At 57.5% G+C, this 20,953-nt stretch carries 17 protein-coding genes and 1 tRNA gene; 8 read left to right on the plus strand and 10 right to left on the minus strand.

The window, feature by feature from the left end; translation table 11 throughout:
- The first annotated feature begins 119 nt into the window (after positions 1-119).
- Positions 120-1,304: a M24 family metallopeptidase gene (locus tag I9184_RS06195; protein ID WP_209833284.1), complete on the plus strand. Its 1,185-nt coding sequence runs from the start codon at positions 120-122 to the stop codon at positions 1,302-1,304.
- A 33-nt stretch (positions 1,305-1,337) separates the two neighbouring features.
- Here I9184_RS06195 and I9184_RS06200 read toward each other — a convergent pair whose 3' ends face one another.
- Positions 1,338-2,180, minus strand: a complete 843-nt coding sequence (locus I9184_RS06200; RefSeq protein WP_171723389.1) for a LysR family transcriptional regulator — start codon at positions 2,178-2,180, stop codon at positions 1,338-1,340.
- A 106-nt stretch (positions 2,181-2,286) separates the two neighbouring features.
- Between I9184_RS06200 and I9184_RS06205 the strand changes: the two genes are divergently transcribed.
- Genes I9184_RS06205 through I9184_RS06225 form a run of 5 tightly spaced genes read left to right on the plus strand, consistent with a single transcriptional unit; the run spans position 2,287 to position 7,086 of the window.
- Complete coding sequence (locus tag I9184_RS06205) at positions 2,287-2,886, plus strand: amino acid synthesis family protein (protein WP_209833286.1); 600 nt, start codon at positions 2,287-2,289, stop codon at positions 2,884-2,886.
- Positions 2,858-3,646 (plus strand): alpha/beta hydrolase, encoded by a 789-nt coding sequence (locus I9184_RS06210; protein ID WP_209833288.1) that lies wholly within the window; start codon positions 2,858-2,860, stop codon positions 3,644-3,646. Before I9184_RS06205 ends, I9184_RS06210 begins: the two co-directional genes overlap by 29 nt.
- On the plus strand, positions 3,643-4,560 hold the full coding sequence (locus tag I9184_RS06215) for a flavin reductase family protein (RefSeq protein ID WP_209833290.1): 918 nt from the start codon (positions 3,643-3,645) through the stop codon (positions 4,558-4,560). The genes I9184_RS06210 and I9184_RS06215 overlap by 4 nt, the downstream gene beginning before the upstream one ends.
- Positions 4,561-4,563: 3 nt before the next feature.
- On the plus strand, positions 4,564-5,598 hold the full coding sequence (locus I9184_RS06220; protein WP_209833292.1) for an LLM class flavin-dependent oxidoreductase: 1,035 nt from the start codon (positions 4,564-4,566) through the stop codon (positions 5,596-5,598).
- 9 nt (positions 5,599-5,607) lie between these two features.
- Complete coding sequence (locus I9184_RS06225; RefSeq protein ID WP_209833722.1) at positions 5,608-7,086, plus strand: aldehyde dehydrogenase; 1,479 nt, start codon at positions 5,608-5,610, stop codon at positions 7,084-7,086.
- A gap of 405 nt (positions 7,087-7,491) precedes the next feature.
- Here the strand turns inward: I9184_RS06225 and I9184_RS06230 are convergent.
- The 9 genes from I9184_RS06230 to pyrH form a co-directional block, all read right to left on the minus strand.
- Positions 7,492-7,581: transfer RNA gene (locus I9184_RS06230), tRNA-Ser, on the minus strand.
- A gap of 134 nt (positions 7,582-7,715) precedes the next feature.
- On the minus strand, positions 7,716-10,142 hold the full coding sequence (locus tag I9184_RS06235; RefSeq protein WP_209833294.1) for a DUF3772 domain-containing protein: 2,427 nt from the start codon (positions 10,140-10,142) through the stop codon (positions 7,716-7,718).
- Positions 10,142-11,176, minus strand: coding sequence for a cysteine synthase A (locus I9184_RS06240; RefSeq protein WP_209833296.1), 1,035 nt, complete (start codon positions 11,174-11,176; stop codon positions 10,142-10,144). The genes I9184_RS06235 and I9184_RS06240 overlap by 1 nt, the downstream gene beginning before the upstream one ends.
- Positions 11,177-11,244: 68 nt before the next feature.
- Entirely contained in the window at positions 11,245-12,360 is a 1,116-nt protein-coding gene (locus tag I9184_RS06245) for an NUDIX domain-containing protein (protein WP_209833298.1), read from the minus strand.
- Positions 12,361-12,387: 27 nt separating this feature from the next.
- Positions 12,388-12,828, minus strand: a complete 441-nt coding sequence (locus I9184_RS06250) for a TrgA family protein (RefSeq protein WP_209833300.1) — start codon at positions 12,826-12,828, stop codon at positions 12,388-12,390.
- A gap of 15 nt (positions 12,829-12,843) precedes the next feature.
- A complete protein-coding gene (locus I9184_RS06255; RefSeq protein WP_209833302.1) occupies positions 12,844-14,052 on the minus strand; it encodes a cyclopropane-fatty-acyl-phospholipid synthase family protein in 1,209 nt (402 codons plus the stop codon).
- Positions 14,053-14,121: 69 nt separating this feature from the next.
- A complete protein-coding gene (locus I9184_RS06260) occupies positions 14,122-15,546 on the minus strand; it encodes a deoxyribodipyrimidine photo-lyase (RefSeq protein WP_209833304.1) in 1,425 nt (474 codons plus the stop codon).
- Positions 15,547-15,596: 50 nt separating this feature from the next.
- Positions 15,597-16,823 (minus strand): aminotransferase class V-fold PLP-dependent enzyme, encoded by a 1,227-nt coding sequence (locus I9184_RS06265; RefSeq protein ID WP_209833306.1) that lies wholly within the window; start codon positions 16,821-16,823, stop codon positions 15,597-15,599.
- 264 nt (positions 16,824-17,087) lie between these two features.
- On the minus strand, positions 17,088-17,840 hold the full coding sequence (gene pyrH / locus I9184_RS06270; RefSeq protein WP_152457773.1) for a UMP kinase: 753 nt from the start codon (positions 17,838-17,840) through the stop codon (positions 17,088-17,090).
- A 97-nt stretch (positions 17,841-17,937) separates the two neighbouring features.
- Here pyrH and miaA point away from each other — a divergent pair, with 97 nt between their 5' ends.
- Entirely contained in the window at positions 17,938-18,831 is an 894-nt protein-coding gene (gene miaA, locus I9184_RS06275; RefSeq protein WP_209833307.1) for a tRNA (adenosine(37)-N6)-dimethylallyltransferase MiaA, read from the plus strand.
- Positions 18,832-19,186: 355 nt separating this feature from the next.
- The gene (locus tag I9184_RS06280) at positions 19,187-20,851 is read left to right on the plus strand and encodes an ABC transporter substrate-binding protein (protein ID WP_171723401.1); all 1,665 of its coding nucleotides are present in this window, start codon (positions 19,187-19,189) and stop codon (positions 20,849-20,851) included.
- Positions 20,852-20,953 lie beyond the last annotated feature (102 nt).

Below are 20,953 nucleotides of genomic sequence, written 5' to 3' on the forward strand. Positions count from 1 at the left end.
GGCCCGTTCGGTGCGGATTGATATCGGTTTTCATGCAGCCCCCCTGAATTTTCGTTCGTTGACGTGAGCGGATCGGTAGGGTTCTGTCAACCAAAGTCTTTTGTTGACCGGAGGCGCCAATGACCCACTCTGATCCAGCTTTCAGCCGGGCGGAATATGATCGCCGTCTTGCCAAGACCCGACAGGCGATGGCCGCAAAGGGAATTGACTGCCTTTTTGTCGAAGACCCTTCGAACATTGGATGGCTCACCGGGTATGAGGGCTGGTCTTTTTACGTTCACCAGGGTGCCTTGATCTTTCTTGACGCGGACCCGATCTGGTGGGGGCGCCGGCAGGATGCAAACGGTGCGCTGCGCACGGTGTGGATGGGGGACGATCGGGTTTTTGGATACGCGGATCACTTCGTGCAGTCGACCACGCGGCATCCAATGCAGGATCTGGCCAAACTTATTGCGGACTGCGGACACAGCCAAAGCCGCATTGGGGTGGAACTTGACAATTATTACTATTCGGCCAAAGCCCATATTACTCTGACGACGGAACTGCCCGGGGCAACCCTGATCGATGCAACGGCCTTGGTCAACTGGCAACGGGTCGTGAAATCTGACGAAGAAATCGCCCTGATGCGCAAGGCGGCCCGGATTTCAGAGTTTGTGACTGACGGCGTGCTTGAGCGCGTTGAACCCGGCCTGCGCAAGAACGAGCTGGTCGCACAGATTTACCATGACGCGATAACGGGCGTCGGTGATGACTGGGGGGATTACGCAGCCATCGTCCCACTTTTACCGTCAGGGTCAGACGCCGCCGCGCCGCATCTGACATGGAATGGAGATGTGTTCAAATCGGGCGAATGCACCTTCTTCGAGCTCTCCGGCTGCTACCGCCGGTATCATGCTCCGTTCTGCCGGTCGGTATTTCTGGGTCAACCGCCTGATTATCTCAAAAGGGCTGAGGCGGCCTTGGTTGAAGGGTTGGAAGCGGGTCTGGAGGCTGCGCGCCCCGGCAATCGCGCAAAAGATATTGCCAAAGCGCTGGCGGCGCCTCTCGAACGTGCGGGGATCGAACGCGGCGCCCGCTGTGGTTATCCTGTCGGCCTCAGCTATCCTCCGGACTGGGGCGAACGCACGATCTCGCTGCGGGAAGAAGACAATACGATCCTCGAATCTGGCATGACATTTCACTTCATGCCCGGGCTCTGGATGGATGATTGGGGGCTTGCGATCACCGAATCCATCCTGATCACTGAAAACGGCCCCGCAGAGTGTCTGTGCAAACGACCACGCAAAGTATTCGTCAAGCCCTGAGTGGTGCACGAACGATCCTAGGCCCGCGCCTGATCAAACACGTATCTGTTCAAGCAACCAGTCACGAAACAATGCGGCCGCCGGATTGCTGGCGTCAGCTGAAAGATAATACCCTTCGTTGCAGTCGACAGTGCTGTCATGTGCGCTTTCGACAAGACCGGTTATCATCGCATGTTTCGCCAGAAACTCGCTGATCAGGGCAACCCCGCTGCCATGAACCGCCAATTGAAGCGCCATGCCGAACGTATCGACGAAAACGGCAGGCTGCCGCTGCACGCCCTGCTTGTCGAACCACGTCTTCCATCCGCTTGACGTGCCGACTGCCTCTATCAGGGGAAGGTCAAACGGATCCCCTGCAAGCGTCGGCGCCTTGAGAGCGACAAGCCTGTCAGGCCGCAAACGTTCGCCCCCCCTGCCCACTTGTTTTTCCGATCCGAACCTGACCTGAACGTCAGCTTGCGACGCGTTAAAATCGTCAGGCCAGATTGCGCTGAGCAGCCGCACGCTGATCTCTGGATTGCGGGTGGTGAAGTCCGCGAGGTTTGGGGCGATGACCCATTGCGCGACGCTGACAGATGTGGCCACTGTCAGGACATCTCCTGGTGCGCTAGCGTCGGCCCTTCCGGCGGCGGCGGCAAGCGCCTCAAGCGCACTGCCGACTTCGGGCAGCAGTTTCCGCCCTGCATCCGTCAGGGCCAGACTGCGCGGATGCCTTATGAAAAGCGCTGTCCCCAGACGCATCTCAAGGGATTTCACCTGCTGACTGACTGCCGATTGGGTCAGGCCGATTTCCTCGGCCGCTGCGGTAAAACTCAGGGTCCGGGCCGCCGCCTCGAAGGATCGGAACCAGGTCAGGGGGGGAAGTGATTTTGCCATTGATCAAGTTAGCCATTAATCTTTTTAATGCAAAAGCACATAATTCAATCATTTGTCAAAAATCACACCCGTTTCTACCTTTTCCCAGCGCGACAGGAGAGGTGTGATGAAGCCGGAAATACGCAAGATTGTAACCTACGACGAGGAAGTTCTTGTCGAGGGATTTCGCCCTGCGGAAATCCCATGGCGCATGTTCGCCGTGGCCGCAGTGATTACCAATCCCTGGGCGGGTCGATATGTCGAAGACCTCAAACCGGAAATCCACGCATATGGCCCCATACTGGGAAAGATGATTACGGACCGCATGATCGCGTTGGCCGGCAGTGGCGACACAATCGAAGCCTATGGCAAGGCAGCCGTCGTCGGATTGAATGGCGAGGTCGAGCACGCCTCGGGCATTATTCACACCCTTCGGTTCGGCAACCACTACCGCCAGGCGGTCAGCGCAAAATCCTATCTGGCTTTCACGAATACGCGCGGCCCCGCAAATGCGCCGATCATGGTGCCATTGATGGACAAAAACGATGCCGGGCGGCGGTCTCACTACCTGACCGTTCAATTCTCGATCCCGGACGCACCGCGCGACGACGAAATTGTGGTGGTACTGGGGGCGGCAACATCGGGCAGACCGCATCACCGTATCGGCGACCGGTATCAGGATCTCAAGGATTTGGGTCATGACGTGGACAACCCGGCCGCGGTCTGAAATCGGCGGGCTGGCCGCCATCCAGGCAGGCACAGGTCCGGACATCCTGTTGCTGCACGGGGTTGGCCTGCGGGCCGAAGCCTGGGGTGCGCAGTTGGACGGTTTGGCGTCTGTAGCTCGACTGACAGCGCCGGACATGCCCGGTCACGGAGAAAGCCCACTAAGTTTTTTCGGCACGGAACTGTCGGAATACAGTGATGCTGCACACAACGTGCTTCGCGATCTGAAAGGGCCCGTCCTTGTTGTCGGCCACTCGATGGGCGCAATGATCGCGTTGGACCTTGCCACCAAGGCGCCCGACCGGATTTGCGGCGTCGTGGCAACGAATACCGTTTTTGAACGCGGCGCAAAGGCCGCGCTGGCGGTTCAGGAACGAGCGGCGGGGCTGGATGGGGAAACACCGGTTGATCCAACCAGCACGCTGCGCCGGTGGTTTGGTGACATCGGTTCGCCTGAACGTGATGCCTGCCGCGAATGGCTGACGGCCATGGATCCGGCTGCTTACAAGCTGGCCTATTCGGTTTTTGCCCAAAGCCGAACTCCGCGGCGCGACGCGCTGGAGAAACTCGCCTGCCCCGCGCTGTTCATAACCGGCAGTCAGGAGCCGAACTCCACCCCAGACATGTCGCACAAAATGGCCGAAGTCACCCCGAACGGCCGCGCGCTGATCATCGATGGGGCGGCCCATATGATGCCGATGACCCATGCAAATCAGGTCAACGCTGCCATTTCCAGCTTTCAAAGCGAGGTGCAATCATGACCGAACTTGATCCCCGCGACCTTCGGCGGGCATTCGGCAAATTCATGACCGGCGTGACCGTCGTTACCACGCGCAGCGCCTCTGGCATGGCCCTGGGCTTCACGGCAAACTCCTTCACTTCGGTTTCGCTCGACCCGCCGCTGTTGATCGTCTGCCCCGGCAAGAACTTGTCTTCATACGGCGAATTCTCGACCTGCACCCATTTCACGGTGAGTGTTCTGGCCGAGGGGCAAGAGGATGTGTCCAATACCTTCGCCGGCTTCAAAGGTGACCGGTTCGCCAAAACCGACCATGATCTCGACGCGCGAGAGATCCCTTTGATCAACGGCGCGGTCGCAACATTTTCCTGCCGGACCCACCAAGTGATCGAGGCAGGAGACCATTGCGTTCTGATCGGACAAGTCGAAGCCTATTCCCACAACGACCACCCGGCGCTGGGCTACGCGAACGGGCAGTACTTCAGCCTTGGCCTGGAACGCGGCGCACTTGAACCGACGGGGCGCAGGATCGTCTGTGGCGCAATCATCGAACACGAAGGCCGCGTGCTGCTTGAGAAAACGGATGCCGGTTTCAGGCCGCCGCAGGTCACATTGTCCGACCGGCGACAGTTGCGCGACAGCCTGTGGCAGGATCTGCATGATCGTGGCATCGACGCACGTCTTGGCGTCGTCTACTCGGTCTATGACGATGCCACAGCGCATCATGTCTACATATTGGGCAATGCGCCGGAACTTCCCAAACACGGCAAGCTTGAGGCCGTCGCGATTGAAGACCTGGCAACCCTTTCCTACACGACGACGCCAATCACCACCATGATTTCCCGTTTCGCGCTGGAAAGCCGGACCCGCGACTTCTCACTGTATCTGGGCAGTGCGCAGCTAGGCGACGTGCACAGCTTTTCTGAAAGGACCTGATGGATGGAGTTTTCCCTTTTTGCACACATGGAACGGCTGAGCCCCGATCAACCCCATGAGAAGCTGTATGAAGAGTTCATCGCGCTGTGTAAAATGGCCGATGAGGCGGGAATGCGTGCCGTCTGGACCGGCGAGCACCACGGGATGGACTTTACGATCGCGCCCAACCCTTTGATGTCTTTGGTGGATATCGCACATCACACCAAGAACGTACGGCTTGGCACGGGTACAGTTGTTGCACCGTTCTGGCATCCGATCAAACTGGCGGGCGAAACGGCTGCGGCAGACCTGATGACAGGCGGCCGTATCGAGCTGGGCATCGCCCGCGGCGCCTATTCGTATGAATATGAACGGATGATGCCGGGAATGGATGCATGGGATGCTGGCCAGCGCATGCGAGAAATCGCGCCACTTTTGCCCCGGCTGTGGGAGGGTGACTGTGCCCATGATGGAGAATATTTCAAATTCCCTGCCACCACCTCGGCCCCCAAACCCGTGCAACCCGGCGGGCCGCCCATCTGGATCGCGGCGCGGGATCCGAACAGTCATGAATTCGGTGTGCAGAACGGCTTTAACATTCAGGTCACACCGCTCTGGCAGGGCATGCATGAGATTGAAACGCTGATGGGCCGCTTTGAAGATGCATGCGCAAACCATGAGGGGCCGCGCCCCAAGATCATGCTGCTACATCACACTTACGTTGGCAGCGACGATGATGATCTGGGTCAGGCCGCTCGGGAATTGTCGCGCTTCTACAACTACTTCGGGGCCTGGTTTCAAAACAAGCGGCCGGTCCGGCAGGGCTTGATCCAGACGTTGACGGACAAAGAGATGGCGGCCAACACGATGATGGCACCGGAAAACCTGGCGCGCGATCTGACTGTCGGAACCCCGGATGGGGTCACGGAACGTCTGAAACGTTATGAAGATCTGGGCTATGATGAGTATTCGTTCTGGATAGACAGCGGTATGAGTTTCGAACGCAAACGCGCATCGCTGGCCCGTTTCATCGACGACGTCATGCCAAAGTTTCAGTGAGGATCGATGATGCATCAGAAACCACATTTCCAGCTTTACATCGACGGCGCGTGGACCGAAGGGGCGCGCGGGCAAGTGATGCATTCGCAAAACCCGGCGACGGGCCAAGACTGGTCCAGTTTCGCCTGTGCCGCATCCGAAGACGTTGACCGCGCCGTGTCCGCCGCGCGACGGTCACTTGATGATCCCGCGTGGCGCGACATGACGCAAACCGCACGCGGCAAACTGTTGTTCAAACTTGCCCAGCTGATCGAGGAAAACGCCGGACACCTGGGCCAGCTTGAGACCACAGACAGCGGCAAGCTGCTTGCCGAAACCGCAAGCCAAACAGCTTATGTCGGTGACTATTATCGATATTATGCAGGGCTTGCGGACAAAATCGAAGGGGCGGTTCTTCCGATCGACAAACCGGACATGCACGTCTTTACCAAACGCGAACCGATTGGTGTGGTGGTCGCTATCGTCCCCTGGAACGCACAAATGTTCCTGACCGCGACCAAGCTTGGCCCCGCGATAGCAGCAGGCTGTTCGGTCGTGCTGAAGGCCTCTGAAATTGCACCCGCTCCGATGCTGGAGTTCGCACGGCTGATCGATGAAGCCGGCTTTCCGCCCGGTGTCGTCTCTGTCATTACGGGGGATGCCGAAAACTGCGCCATCCCGCTTACGCGTCACCCGGACGTGGACCGGATCGCATTCACCGGCGGCCCGGAAACAGCGCGCCATGTCGTGCGCAATTCGGCTGAGAACTTTGCGGTGACTACTTTGGAACTGGGCGGGAAATCCCCGATCATCGTTTTTGATGATGCCAATCTGGATGGCGCGGCCAATGGTTTGATTGCGGGAAACTTCGGCGCCTCGGGTCAAAGCTGCGTGGCCGGCTCGCGCGGGTTGATACATCGCCCGATACTGGATGCGCTTGTTGACAAGATCGAACAGAAGATGAAGGGCGTCGCAATCGGCGACCCATTGGAAGCGGCCACCCATATTGGCCCGCTTTGCACCACAGCTCAGGTGGACAGAATTCAGGCGACTTTGGCGAAAGCCACAGAACAAGGCGCACGCATCCGCTTCGGGGGAAACCCTCTGGACCGGCCGGGCAACTTCATGGCCCCTACGCTGGTGGAATGTTCGAGTCCAGAGACCGAGACGCTGAAGGTCGAAATGTTCGGCCCCGTGATGTCTCTGCTGCCATTCGATACGGAAGAAGAAGCGATCGCATTGGCCAACGACTCGCAGTTCGGGCTTGGATCCGGCGTTTTCACTGAAAATGTCGCCCGCGCCCATCGGGTTTCATCCCGCCTGAAATCGGGAATTTGTTGGATCAACACGTATCGCGCAGTGTCCCCGATCGCTCCGTTTGGAGGCTACAATCAATCCGGCTATGGCAGAGAAGCCGGGATCGAGGCCATTCACGATTACACAAGGACCAAAACCGTCTGGCTGAATACGTCGGAACAGCCAATGTCGAACCCGTTCGTCATGCGGTAGCCAGCACGGGGCGCTTTCGACACCCGAGGAACTGCCGGAGCATCGTTTCATCGCATGGCTGGCGCGGGCCCTGGCATCATCCCCAGTGCGCCAGATATATCGCTCGACGCCGAGGTCTTGCTGTCTGATCAGGCACTCTTCCGTGCTGGTCGGTATCCGGAGCAGGCGCTGCGGATAGGTGTGATACTGAGCGCAAACGGCAGCCAGACGCTCATCCCATTGGAGCAGCACTTCTTCCTTCGCGTCGGAAACATCGCGCAGGACCGTTTCCGCCATCCACGTCGCGGCGTGCGCCTGTAGGCCCGAGGGCCATTCTCTGAAAGTCGAGTGCCATCGTTAAACCCTTTTGAGACAAAAAGAAAAAGGCCCCGCTAGGGACCTGATATCGGGTTCGCGATTGGTAAGTGGCGGAGAGACAGGGATTCGAACCCTGGAGACGGTTTCCCGCCTACACACTTTCCAGGCGTGCGCCTTCGACCACTCGGCCACCTCTCCGTGCCGGCGATATTTGGACGAATGCTGTCGGATTTGCAAGGCCTCAATTCGACGAATTCAGGGGAATAGCGCAATTTAATCAATGCGCCCACCGAGGGGTGATCAACGGTCAACACGTGCCGCGTTTGGGCCAATCATGTCTCATCACTGGCACCCAGGTCCATATCCGCCTCGGTCAAATCCGCCGGAGTCTCTGCGACTTTGCGTGGCTCATCCTGCACAGAAACAGAAGGCTCCTGCTTGCTCGGGTTAGATGCCCGCAGGGTTTCGGGATTTCGCAACCAGACATCACGTTGAGCGAACGGGATCTCGATCCCTGCTTCCGAGAATCTGCGGTTGATTTCGTGGTTCATGTCAGATTTTACCGACAGAGCCCAATTCACATCCCGCAGGATCGCCCGTATTTCGAAGTCCAAGGAATCTGCGCCGAACCCCTGGAACACAACGCTTGGCGCCGGGTTGGCCAAAACCATCGGATGGTTGTTGGCGATTTCGCCCAGAATGGTTTCGACCTGGCGCGTGTCAGTTCCGTATGCAACACCCACCGGAACGATCACCCGCCCGATCGTGTTGCCGCGGGTATAGTTTGTTACAACACCGCTGATCAGGTCAGAGTTAGGAACGATAACATCCGTCCTGTCGAACGTCTCGACCCGGGTCGAACGAACGGAAATGTCCTTAACATATCCCATCATGCCATTCACATCGATCCAATCCCCCTTGGAAATCGGACGCTCGACCAAAAGGATGATGCCAGAAACGAAGTTCGACACGATTGTCTGCAAACCAAAGCCGATGCCAACAGACAGCGCGCCAGCGACGATCGCCAGCGATGACAGATCAAATCCGGCCACCATGATTGCGACCAACGCGGCAAGAAATATGCCAACGTATCCCGAACCCGCGACAATCGCGTTTTGGCCACCCGGATCGATGTTGGTTTTCGGCAGAAGCGAATTGCGCAGCCCGCTTTGCAACAGACGCGTCAGCGTATAACCGATTGCAAACACGGCAACAAAGGTCAGAAAGTTGCTGGGCGAAATTGTGACGCCACCGATATCAAAACCAAGCAGCAGGCGCGACCATGCTTCCAGCAGATCGGTTTCCCGCGCACCCCAATAGATCGCCAGAATGGGAAGCGCCAAGATGGCCAATGCAAACCCGACCAGTACGGAAAAAAGCGAATCCCCCGCGGCTTCGCCCTGCCCGGTGACCCAGCCGTAAATCTGACTGATGAACCGTTGCAGGATGACCAAGGCCCCGATCAGTACCAATGTCTTGACGGCAGGAAACACGATGGCTTCGGCCGCATTGGTGTATCCGAAAATCGCCAGCAAGGGAGACACGATGCCCAAAAGGAACAAAGCCCGGCGCAGGAATTCGACCAATTGGCTGAACCCCGCGGAACGGGTCGAGGCAGCCTGATCCGGTGGCCCGTCATTGGTTCGAATCTGACGTATTCGCAACAACAACAAAGCCGTTGCGACAATGACCGGGAAACTGACCACGGCACGGGTCGCGTCGGAGATGTTTTCGACCCGTCCGAACAGCAACACCAATTCGTGCAGAACCAGCACCAGGGCGAGCAGATCGATATACACGCGCAGTTCGGTGATGCGCGCAGCGGACAGACGTTTGAACCCTTGCGACGCGCCGATCACGTAAACCTGGCGACCAATCCAGTCATAGAAAAACACGATCGCTGCCCAATACGGAACATTCTGAAGCAAAAGGCTGCCCCGCAGACCGGGAACGCCGGTGAGGCTGATTGCCGTGACCACGGCCACCACACCGATCCATGGCAACAGAATTCGCAGCAGTGAGATTACGAACGACCAGACCCCCGTCCCGGCCCCGCCGAGCAACCTCAGGTAGTCGCCTCCAAGTTCGGACCACCGTTTTCCAAAGATCAGCAGCACGGCTGAAATGATCAGAAGTATGAAGATTGCGAGACCACGAGCGCGAATTTGTTCGCGCACGACATCTGAACGCAAGTTCGTGATCGTTTCATTTGCCAGGCTTTGAACGGCCTCTTTGACATCCACCCATGCCGGTCCCCAATGCGCCGGGTTGATCGGTGACGGGCCCTGTTCGAAGAACTCTTTTTTCTGCCGCGCGCGAATGATCTGATCAATTTCGCTGATCAGCCCGTTCGCACGGCTATACGCCTCTTCGGATATGATGCGCGGCACACGCAGACTGTTGAGCTGATCCTCAAGATGCGTGCGAAGTTTGGCTATGTCTTCAGGCTCGGTCGTGTCCCCTTCGGGTTTGGGACCCAACGCTTTTAACTGGCTTTCCAGCGTCGTAATGCGGTCGGTATTTGCCCCACGAGCCCGATTGAAGTCCTCCCTGTAACCACTTATTTCCGAGCGCAAATTCTCTAGCGCAGCGTCAGAGGCGCGGTTCGCCTCGATAACGGCTTCGGCGCGGTTCGCGGTTTTCACCCAACCTTGGTAATATTCACTTTGCCGATGCGTCAGCTGCGCGACAGCGCTATTCGAAAAGCCGACTAAGCACAGGAATAGCAGGGTCAGAAACAGGCGGACCCGTCCAAGCATCACACGTCCTCGAAAACGCCGGGAATGCTGCGCGGTGCCTCAGTCATCCAACCCGGAACCGGAAGCTCTTTTTCACGCAGGAACTCGGGGTTGAACAGCTTGGATTGATACCTTGTGCCATAATCGCACAGGATAGTCACAATGGTATGACCCGGTCCCATTTCCTTGGCCAGGCGCACCGCCCCTGCCATGTTGATTGCGGTCGACCCGCCCATGACCAGGCCTTCTTCGCGCAGAAGATCAAAGATGTAGGGCAGCGCTTCGTTATCGGTGATCTGATAAGAAAAATCCGGCGTGAACCCTTCCAGGTTTTTGGTGATACGCACCTGCCCGATACCTTCGGCGATCGACCCACCTTCCATCGCGATCTCGCCTGTCGTGTAATACGAATACAGGCCAGCCCCCATGGGATCGGCAAGACCGATCTTGACGCCCTTGGGTTGCAAAACCTGGGCAACGCCTGCCAATGTCCCACCCGAACCGACTGCGCTGACGAAACCGTCAACCTTGCCGTCTGTCTGCTCCCAGATCTCGGGCCCCGTGGTTTCCACATGTGCCTGGCGATTCGCCACATTGTCGAACTGGTTGGCCCAGATTGCGCCATTGGGTTCTGTCTGCGCCAGTTCCTCGGCCAGACGGCGGGAATAGTGCACGAAATTGTTGGGGTTGCGATACGGGGCCGCGGGTACCTGAACCAACTGTGCGCCCGCCAGACGCAGCATATCCTTCTTCTCTTCCGATTGGGTCTCGGGGATAACGATAACCGTTTTGAACCCCATCGACGCACCGACCAGGGCCAGGCCAATACCGGTGTTGCCAGCGGTGCCTTCCACGATGGTGCCGCCCGGTTTCAGATCCCCACGCGCGATGGCATCTTTGATGATAAAAAGAGCAGCACGATCCTTTACCGACTGCCCAGGGTTCATGAACTCGGCTTTGCCAAGAATCTCGCATCCAGTCTCTTCGCTGATGCGGCGCAGCCGGATCAACGGTGTTTTTCCTACTGCGTCAGCAAGATCTCGTGCAATGCGCATGGTCGCCTCTTGTCATTTGGTATCTTCGAAGATTTACAGGCGCACTGCCGGGACCACAAGCGCGATAGTCACGCGCGCAAACGATCCCGATGGCGGGCCAGCCAGTAAGCCAGAGACACCAGCTGCAAATCCTTGAAAAGATGACGGTCTGTCATATCGATGAACTCGTCGAACGGCAGTATCCGACTGCGAATATCTTCGCCTTCTATATCAAGACCGCCGGTGATGGTTGTCTGGGTCAAGTTGCCAAGCCCGACATAGAGATACATGAAACCCGTCGACGACCCGCTGGAGGAATACGCCCCGCCCGCATATTCCAGCCTGTCAAATCGAACTCCGGCTTCCTCCATGGCTTCGCGATGTGCCGTCTGTTCCGGCGTTTCGCCGGGGTCGATCATCCCGGCAACCGCTTCCCAAAGCCAGGGCTCTGGATCATCGATCAAAAACACCGGCGGTCTGAACTGCTCGACCAAAAGCACGGTGTCGCGAATCGGGTCATAGGGCAGAACGGACACGGCGCTGCCCTGCATCAAACCGCCCCGGTGCAGCACCGGACCCATGCTGCCGTCATGCTGCCGGTGCTGAAGGTCTATTTCCTCCATCCCGAAATAGTCGACGTAAACGCGTTCGTGCCGGTGCACGATTACGTCTTCGGCTATGTTCCGCAGATCGCCGGTTCGCCGTTGCCTGGCCATGATCTTTGCCCAGGCACGGGTTTGAATGGCACGGACACTGCGCGCCATGGTTTTGGGATCGACTTTGCCGAAATAGGCCATTTCTTCTTCGGCGGCGAGCGCCGTAACCTCGCCCAATTTGTCCGCCCAGCCCTGCAACGACCACAACTCACCGGGTTGCCACGCGCCCGGGGTCGGAAAAAAGACCTGCGCCTGTGCTTCGCCCCCGTCCTCCAGAATGACCGTCAACGATTTCAGGTCATAGTCGAACGATCCTTCGTAATAAGCCAGTCTGGCCAGATCATCGGAGGACAGGCCCTGCACCAGCAGACCTTCGGCAGCGGCGCCCTTGGCGGGCAGGATCATCGGGAAATCCTGCCCCTGAACCGCGTGAACCGCGTGATCGCACAGCTTGGCAGCGTGAAACGTTATTTCGCTCAGCGGACGGCCCAGGACACGCTGCAACAGCGGCAGATACCGCAACGTTCCATAGAAAAACAAATCAGACAAATTCAATCTCTCTCGTGACGAAACGATTCAGCGCCATTTGCGACTGGCCTGTTCCGTGGCCAGACCGGCGACAACGGCGCCTATTGCAAGCGTAACCAGAATTTCGGGATAGATCAGCTGCTTGCCATAATCGATACCGATCGAAAAAATCGCCATCACAGCTTCGAACGGGCCGCCATATCGATTGCGCATCGCAAGGTCGAACATGCGGTAGCACCCCTGCACGAACAGTGCCCAGAAAATCAGCGAAGCAACGCCGGTCAGGCCGTTGTTTATGCCCGCGGTCCAACCACGCCCAGCGCGCTTGCCCATGATTTTCCAACCACAGATCGCACCAAGAGCCATGTTCACATAGGTGAAGTAGCCATAGTCCTTACCCTCTTCGCCGTTTTCGATAACCATGCTTGAAACAAGAAAGGCCAGCACGACGAGACAAACGGCGGCGACGAGACGCGAGGCAGTGGGCATGTGACGGTCCGTGAGTTAACTTGATTTTGCTATTGTGATCTGTGTCACATCGCAATTGCCCGTGTCAAAGGCCGCGCCGCACGCAGTCAAATAATAATTCCACATGCGGCGGAAACGCTCATCAAACCCCATGTCCGAGATCTGATCCCATTTGTCGTTGAACGTTTCATACCAACGGCGCAGAGTCAGATCATAGCTTTTCCCGAATTCCTTCGAATGCACGACTTTCAACCCGGCCTGATCGATCTGCTGACGCAGGATGGTCGGCGACGGCAGCATCCCGCCGGGAAAGATATATTTCTGAATGAAATCAACGCCGTTCTTGTAAAAATCCCAACGATGATCACCCACCGTGATGATTTGCAAGGTTGCCTGGGCACCGGGCTTCAACCTCTCACGAACGGTTTCGAAATAGACCGGCCAGTATTTCTGACCCACGGCCTCGAACATTTCGATCGAAGCGATGCCGTCATAGACCCCGCGTTCGTCCCGATAGTCTTGCAGCTTGAATTCAACCCGATCTGATAGACCAGCTTTTTCAATACGTTCCTTGGCGTACTTGAATTGCTCCTCACTTATGGTCAGGCCGGTGACACGCAAACCTCGTTCCTTTGCGGCATATTCCGCGAAGCCGCCCCAGCCACATCCGATCTCCAGTACATGGTCACCCGGTTTGGCACCCATCTCATCCACAAGACTTGCGTATTTGGCGATCTGGGCCTTCTCGAGGCTTTCCTGCCCAGACTCAAAAATCGCGCTGGAATAGGTCATCGTGTCATCCAGCCAAGAACTGTAAAATTCGTTACCCAGATCGTAGTGATACGAGATATTCTTCTTGGCTTGGGCCCTGTTGTTTCTGTGCAGCCAGAACCGCAGCCGTTCATAGGCCTGAACAAGAAACTGGCCCGTAAACCCGTCATAAACGGTCTCGGTTCCAAGATGCACAAGATCCATGAAAGATCGCAGATCGGGTGTACTCCAATGTCCGTCCAGATACGCATCGGAGAAACCCAGTTCTCCTTCGCGGATCAGGCGCGCAAAGACATCGTCGTCGTGAATATCGACCTGTGCCACCGGCCCGGCCTTTGCGCCTTCTGCGCGAAACGTGCGACCGTCGGGTAGTCTGATATCAAGACGCCCGGTTTCCATCCGGTTCAACATTTTAAAGACCTGGGTGAAATATCTGGGCAGGTCTTTTTGCCCTTCGGTCGTCGTCAGGATCATCCGCTCTCCCCTCTGCGGTACGCCCACAAAGCTAGGCGGCGAAATTGTTTCTGGCAAGTTTTCAGTTCCTTAGTGGGGTTTTCGGCTTTCATATGCGCGTAACGCGCGGGTCCGCCCTTCGGGCAATTCAACTATGGGTTTGGGGTAATCCGCATCCGGACGCAGCCCCCATGAACGCGGGACGGCATCAAAATACGACAAAGCGGATTGACTGGGTTCGGTGTAACCTTCAGCGATCCAGCGACGCGTATAATTCCCGTCAGGATCGAATTTTTCGGCTTGCGTCTGGGGATTGAAAATCCGAAAAAACGGGGATGCATCGGGCCCAGATCCAGCAACCCACTGCCAGCCCATGGCATTGCAGGCCGGATCCCAGTCGATCAGGCAATCCTCGAACCATGTCATCCCTATTTTCCAATGAGTCATCAGGTGCTTGGTCAGATAGCTTGCGACAATCATCCTCGCCCGGTTGTGCATTCGACCCGTCACATACATTTGCCGCAGCCCGGCATCGACAACAGGTATTCCAGTTCTGGCCTGCCGCCACGCAGTGACTTCGGGATGGTCCGGATCAGTATTCCAGGGAAAACTGTCCCATTCCGGCTTCCAATTGGAAGCCACCAGTTGGGGCGTGTGATACATCAGGTGATAGGCAAACTCGCGCCAGACGAGTTGACGTAGATAGGCATCCGCACCGGGTGTACCGGTCAATGCGGCCCTTTGGACCATATGCCAGACTGTGCGCGGCCCAATTTCACCCAAAGACAGGTATTCCGACAGGTTGGACGTTCCGTCCTGATCCAACCTGTCCCGGTTGTTGGAATAGTGAGAAATTCGCTCAAGAAACGCCTCTAGATGATCCAGAGCGGCCTGTTCGCCGGGTTTTACATGAGGGCGAACGACGGCCGCGCCCCTGTTCATGGCATTCCCCATCTGCCAATCGCTCAATTTGTCAGAAGCGGGCCACGACACCGGGGCCTGCAAATCGGCAACCCGCGCATTGGGAAATTGTACATCCCGCCCCTGAACCGCACGCCACATGGGTGTGTAGACCCTGAATGGATGCCCCGACTTGGTGGCGACGGTCCACGGTTCGAAAAGAAGATGCCCGGCTAATGACTTTGCCGTCACTCCTTCTTTTGTAAGCACAGACTTGATCTTCCTGTCACGTTCGATTGAGGCCGGATCGTAAGCGCGGGACCAGAAGACGGAGGTTGCGCCGGTCTCGGCCACAACCTGCTGCACCTGTTCAAGCGCGGCGCCGCGTCGGAAAATAAGTCGGCTGCCCATATCGGCCAGTGACGCTTTGAAAGCCTCCAACCCCAAGCCCAACCGCCACTTCGGCGCGGCCCCCATCTGTTCGACCAGATGGTCATGAATAAACAAAGGTATGACCGGACGGCCACTTTCGGCCGCCGCAGTCAACGCGGGGTGGTCCGACAGACGCAAGTCCCGTCGAAACCACAAAATGATCGGAGCCTGCTGTTGCTTCACAATACGCCCTTGAGGTTTTTTGATTTCTACGCACCCTCAAGAGTAGTGGATCACAAAACGCGCTCAAGAGCCTCCAAAAGCTGATCAACATCCTGCTTCGTGGTGTAATGAGTGAAGCTGACCCTCAAAACACCCTGCGCCGGGTCGACGCCCATCGCCTGCAAGGGGCGCACCGCATAGAAGTCTCCGCCACCCGCCATGACACCGTATTGCGCCAGTTCCGCCGCAACCGGTTCAGCCGGACGGTTCAACGAAAGCGCGACGGTGGGCGCGCGCCGGCTGGCATCGGAAGGACCGATCAGGCGCACAGCGTTTCGATCCTTTACCGCATCCAGAACCGGTTGCAGCAACGACACTTCGTGTGATCGCATCAGATCGTGGACAAATACGCCCTGTTCCGCCGCGCCCGTCTCGGGCCCGCCATGGTGGGCGCAAAGCAGCTCAACATAATCCACCATGCCTGCACTGGCCGCAATCTGCGCGTGATCGGGGCCAGCCGGGGTGAACCGCTTGTAAAGCACGTCACCGTTGAAATAATGCGCCTGGTTGGGCAACAGCGCACCCAATGTGCGGCGGATGACCATGCACCCCTGATGCGGGCCATAGGTCTTGTAGGCAGAAAACAAATAGATATCCGGCCCCAGATCACCAACATTCGGAAATCCGTGCGGGGCGTAGGATACGCCGTCAACGCAGACAAACGCACCCGCCGCATGCGCAATAGCAGTGATCTCGGTGACCGGATTGATCTCGCCAACGACATTTGAGCAATGCGGGAAACAGACCAGACGCACTTTTTCGTCCAGCATGTTTTCCAAATCCTGAGGGTTCAGCGACCCGGTTTCGGGGTCGATCTGCCATTCCCTCACCTCTATCCCGGCCTCGACCAGACGACGCCATGGGCCAGAGTTGGCTTCGTGATCCTGATTGGTCACGACGATCGCCTCGCCGGGCTTCATCCATTGCCGGAACGCCTGCGCCAGGACATAGGTGTTCTGGGTGGTTGAAGGGCCAAAACTCAACTCATCCGTGTCGACTCCCAGAATTGCAGCCATACGCGCACGCGCCTCGTCCATTTCGGCACCCGCAAGGCGGCTGGCCTCATATGGGGCGTAAGGCTGAACCTTGCGCTGCGTGTAGAACCGCGTCAGCCGGTCGATTACTGGTTTGCAGGTGTAAGACCCACCTGCATTTTCGAAGAACGCCTGCCCTTGCAGGCTGGGTTCTGAAAAGGCCGGGAACTGCGCCCGAACGAAATCGATATCCAGAGATTTCATGCCTCATTGCTCCTTAGTTGTGCAGTCAGATCAATGAGATGCCCGCGCATGTTTCCGGACATCTCAGAAATCATGGCAGGTCTTCCAGCCCAGCCTGTGCTTGGGCCTTTGGCCGACGAAACACGGGGCAGCCCTTCGTCTTGGAAGGACAGCGATACTTAGACAGGGCCGTTCACAACCGTCAAGCGAAAGCAAAACAAAAAAGCCCCGGCTCGATGCCGGGGCTTTGAAAGCTTGCGGAATTGTCAGGCGACTCCTTTGGCTTCAACCCTGAACCTTGGTATAGGTCCCCTCGCCCGCGAGAATTCCGCGGAAGCCGCCGGGCTCATCAAGCCCAAAGACGATCAGGGGCAGATTGTTGTCGCGTGCCAGCGCGATGGCCGAAGCATCCATGACCCGCAACCGTTTGGCCAGCACGTCATCATAGGTCACGGTATCATAGCGTACGGCGTCAGCGTGTTCCGCTGGGTCTTTGTCATATACGCCATCCACTCCGTTCTTGCCCATGAAGATCGCCTCGCACGCCATTTCGTTGGCGCGCAGGGTGGCTGCGGTGTCTGTCGTGAAATACGGGTTGCCAGTACCGGCGGCGAAGATACAGACCCTCTTCTTCTCGAGGTGTCGAACAGCCCGGCGGCGGATATAGGGTTCGCACACCTCGTCCATGCGAATGGCCGATATCACGCGGGTGAACACTCCGATCTCTTCCAGTGCGGATTGCATCCCCAGCGCGTTCATCACCGTGGCCAACATGCCCATATAATCCGCCGTTGTCCGTTCCATGCCTTGGGCTGAACCGCTCAGGCCGCGAAAAATGTTTCCACCGCCGATGACCATGCAAATCTCAACGCCCAGATCGTGAACCGATTTCACTTCCTGCGCGATGCGTTGCACGGTTGGCGGGTGCAAACCGAATCCCTGATCCCCCATCAAAGCTTCGCCTGAGATTTTCAACATGACCCGATTGTACTTTGTTTTCGGGGTCTCGGCTGTTTCAGAAGAAGGGGAAAGGCTCATGTTGCGCTCCGGGCTGGCACGGGGTTAATTTCCGGCGCAAAATGAAGCAAAAGCTCCGCAGGTTCAATGCGGTTGGTGAGGATAGAGGCAACCGCGCATGACCCGGCGATCAACAGACCTGCTTTTTCGGCAACTGCCGCCTGTTCCGGACGACAAGCCGGTTCTGATCGCGGGGCCCACGGCGTCCGGGAAATCAGCACTGGCTCTGGAGATCGCCGAACGGCATGGCGGGGTTATCGTCAATGCGGATGCGAGTCAGGTTTATGACTGCTGGCGCGTCATCTCGGCCCGGCCGTCCGCCCGGGAAGAAGCCCGCGCGCCGCATCTGTTGTACGGGCACGTCGCCTATGATCAGGATTATTCTACCGGCCATTGGCTGCGAGAGGTCCTGCCTCTGTTAACGGGGCACCAGCGCCCGATCATTGTCGGTGGGACCGGATTGTATTTCTCGGCCCTGACCGAAGGCATGGCCCAAATTCCTGCGACGCCACCCGAAGTTCGGGCCGAGGCCGATCAGATGCCCATGGTAGACCTTCTGGAGGGGGTCGATGCAGACACGCTTGCAAAGCTGGACATTCACAACCGTGCCCGCGTGCAACGCGCATGGGAGGTGCAGCGCGCCACAGGTCGCAGCCTGTTGTCGTGGCAAGCCGAAACGCCCCCACCGGCACTTCCGCTGAACGAGACCCTGCCGATCGTTTTTGACGTTGACAAAGCATGGCTGCTGAACAGGATAGAACGCCGCTTTGACCAGATGCTGGAACAGGGCGCGATCGAGGAAGTGCGTGCCATGCAGGACCGGTTCGATCCCACCCTTCCGTCCTGCAAGGCCATAGGCGTGCCGGAACTCAGGGCATATCTGGACGGCGCGATGACTTTGGATCAGGCGCGAGAGCGCGCAACCATTGCGACGCGTCAATTCGCCAAGCGTCAGCGCACCTGGTTTCGCGCCCGAATGAAGGCCTGGAATCACGTCGATCCCACTAGGTGATACCCAGCACGTCTGACATTGCACAAGCAAGATGCCCCGCCAGCTCTCGAAGCTTACGAGAACTTAATGATTTACTGCGGTTTCCCTTAACAAACCGGGAAAACAATGGGGAAACCGGCATCGTTTTGGGCTGCTGGAAGAAATGCGTCTTCACGACTTCAACGGATCGCGAATGTCGTTTTTGTACTACTTATGACGATTTCGAACATTGACCTTATTAGAAATCTGGTGCCGAATAACGACATGGGGATGAACAGAGTCCAAGAAACAAAATCCTTCACTCTGGCGACCGTAAGAAACCGGGTCGCGTAGAGCCATAATCAATCAACAAAATCAGTGTCACAGGGAGACATCCATGACGAATACCGTATCCACCGAAGACAAGGTGCACTGGGCGGCAGCGATGCACGCTCAGGAATACCGCGACGGCAAGCTAAGCCGAAGGGAATTCATGACGCGCGCAACCAGTCTTGGGGTTACTGCCGCAGCGGCCTATGGCATGATCGGATTGCCGACACCTGCTTTGGCCGAAACAGCAAAGCAGGAAGGCGGCACGCTGCGTGTCCAGCAGGAAGTCCGCGCCCTCAAAGATCCCAGAACTTATGACTGGTCGCAGATCGCAAACGTGACGCGCGGCACGCTGGAATATCTGGTCGAGTACAACTCGGACGGATCGTTCCGAGGCATGCTGCTGGAAAGCTGGGAAGTCAACGATGACGCAACCGAATACACTCTGAATGTCCGTCCGGGCGTCAAGTGGAACAATGGCGACGATTTCACGGCTGACGACGTTGCCCGCAACATTGCGCGCTGGTGCGACAAGAGCTCGGAAACCAACTCGATGGCGGGCCGCTTTGCAACCCTGATCGACGCGGATACCGGTCAGGCCGGTGAGGGTGTCATCGAAGTCGTCGACGCAACCACGGTCAAACTGAACCTGCCAAAGCCGGATATCACCCTTATTCCGGGCATGGCCGACTATCCCGGCGCGATTGTTCATAGCTCGTTCAGCGAGACTGACCTGCTGAACAATGTTGGAACCGGCCCCTATCTGATGGACGAACTTGAGGTTGGCGTAAAAGCCGTTCTGGTTCGCAACCCGGATCACACCTGGTGGGGTGAAGAAGTGTACGGCCGCCCTGCCCTGGACCGTATCGAGTACATCGACTACGGAACCGACCCTTCTGCCTGGTTGGCGGCGCTGGAATCCGACGAAGTCGACATGTTGTATGAATCGGTGGGTGAATTCATCGACGTGATGGACGGGCTTGGCTATGTGAAGTCAGAAGTGGTAACCGCCGCGACCATCGTTATTCGTCCCAACCAGCTGGCCGAGATCGACGGGCAAAAGCCTTATGCGGACAAACGTGTCCGGCAGGCCCTTCAGATGGCCGTAGACAATTCAGTTTGTCTGGAACTGGGCTATGGCGGTCGCGGAGCGCCGGCGGAAAACCATCACGTAGCACCGTTGCATCCGGAATATGCCGAGCTTCCACCGCAAAAGGTTGATCCCGCGGCAGCCAAGGCGCTGATGGACGAAGCCGGTTTTGGAGATTTCGAGCACGAGATCATCTCGATCGACGATGACTGGCGCCGCAACACCACAGATGCCGTTGCCGCGCAGCTGCGCGATGCCGGAATCAAGGTCAAGCGGACCGTTCTGCCGGGCAATACCTTCTGGAACGACTGGGCCAAGTACCCGTTCAGCTCGACCAACTGGAACCCGCGTCCGTTGGGTGTTCAGATTTGGGCGCTTGCTTATCGTACGGGCGAAGCCTGGAACGAGTTCGGCTATGCGAGCCCCGAGTTTGACGCCATTCTGGAAGAGGCGCTGGCCATTGCCGACGCGGACAAGCGTCGCGAAGTCATGGCGCGTGGCGAAGCACTGCTTCAGGAAGATGGGGTTACTATTCAGCCCTATTGGCGCTCGCTCTATCGCCACATGAAAGAGGGTCTTGTTGGAACCGACATGCATGTGACCTTCGAACACCATCACTACAAGTGGGGCTGGGCTGCCTAAGCACTGCAATCCACACACGAGGGGCGCCTGACACGGGCGCCCCTTTCCAGCCGCAGACTTGCCGACGCGGGGTCGGACGTCCGAGGCCAGAAAATGGTCCAA

Origin of the sequence: Ruegeria sp. HKCCE3926 (assembly GCF_017872515.1) — a bacterium.
Lineage (GTDB): Bacteria > Pseudomonadota > Alphaproteobacteria > Rhodobacterales > Rhodobacteraceae > Ruegeria.

Coding starts and splice junctions, on each gene's coding strand:
- I9184_RS06225 (WP_209833722.1), top strand. CDS start 5,608: ATGCATCAGAAACCACATTTCCAGCTTTACATCGACGGCGCGTGGACC.
- I9184_RS06250 (WP_209833300.1), bottom strand. CDS start 12,828: ATGCCCACTGCCTCGCGTCTCGTCGCCGCCGTTTGTCTCGTCGTGCTG.
- pyrH (WP_152457773.1), bottom strand. CDS start 17,840: ATGAGCCTTTCCCCTTCTTCTGAAACAGCCGAGACCCCGAAAACAAAG.
- I9184_RS06205 (WP_209833286.1), top strand. CDS start 2,287: ATGAAGCCGGAAATACGCAAGATTGTAACCTACGACGAGGAAGTTCTT.
- I9184_RS06265 (WP_209833306.1), bottom strand. CDS start 16,823: ATGAAATCTCTGGATATCGATTTCGTTCGGGCGCAGTTCCCGGCCTTT.
- I9184_RS06200 (WP_171723389.1), bottom strand. CDS start 2,180: ATGGCAAAATCACTTCCCCCCCTGACCTGGTTCCGATCCTTCGAGGCG.
- I9184_RS06280 (WP_171723401.1), top strand. CDS start 19,187: ATGACGAATACCGTATCCACCGAAGACAAGGTGCACTGGGCGGCAGCG.
- I9184_RS06215 (WP_209833290.1), top strand. CDS start 3,643: ATGACCGAACTTGATCCCCGCGACCTTCGGCGGGCATTCGGCAAATTC.
- I9184_RS06195 (WP_209833284.1), top strand. CDS start 120: ATGACCCACTCTGATCCAGCTTTCAGCCGGGCGGAATATGATCGCCGT.
- I9184_RS06255 (WP_209833302.1), bottom strand. CDS start 14,052: ATGATCCTGACGACGACCGAAGGGCAAAAAGACCTGCCCAGATATTTC.
- I9184_RS06220 (WP_209833292.1), top strand. CDS start 4,564: ATGGAGTTTTCCCTTTTTGCACACATGGAACGGCTGAGCCCCGATCAA.
- miaA (WP_209833307.1), top strand. CDS start 17,938: ATGACCCGGCGATCAACAGACCTGCTTTTTCGGCAACTGCCGCCTGTT.
- I9184_RS06210 (WP_209833288.1), top strand. CDS start 2,858: ATGACGTGGACAACCCGGCCGCGGTCTGAAATCGGCGGGCTGGCCGCC.
- I9184_RS06240 (WP_209833296.1), bottom strand. CDS start 11,176: ATGCGCATTGCACGAGATCTTGCTGACGCAGTAGGAAAAACACCGTTG.
- I9184_RS06235 (WP_209833294.1), bottom strand. CDS start 10,142: ATGCTTGGACGGGTCCGCCTGTTTCTGACCCTGCTATTCCTGTGCTTA.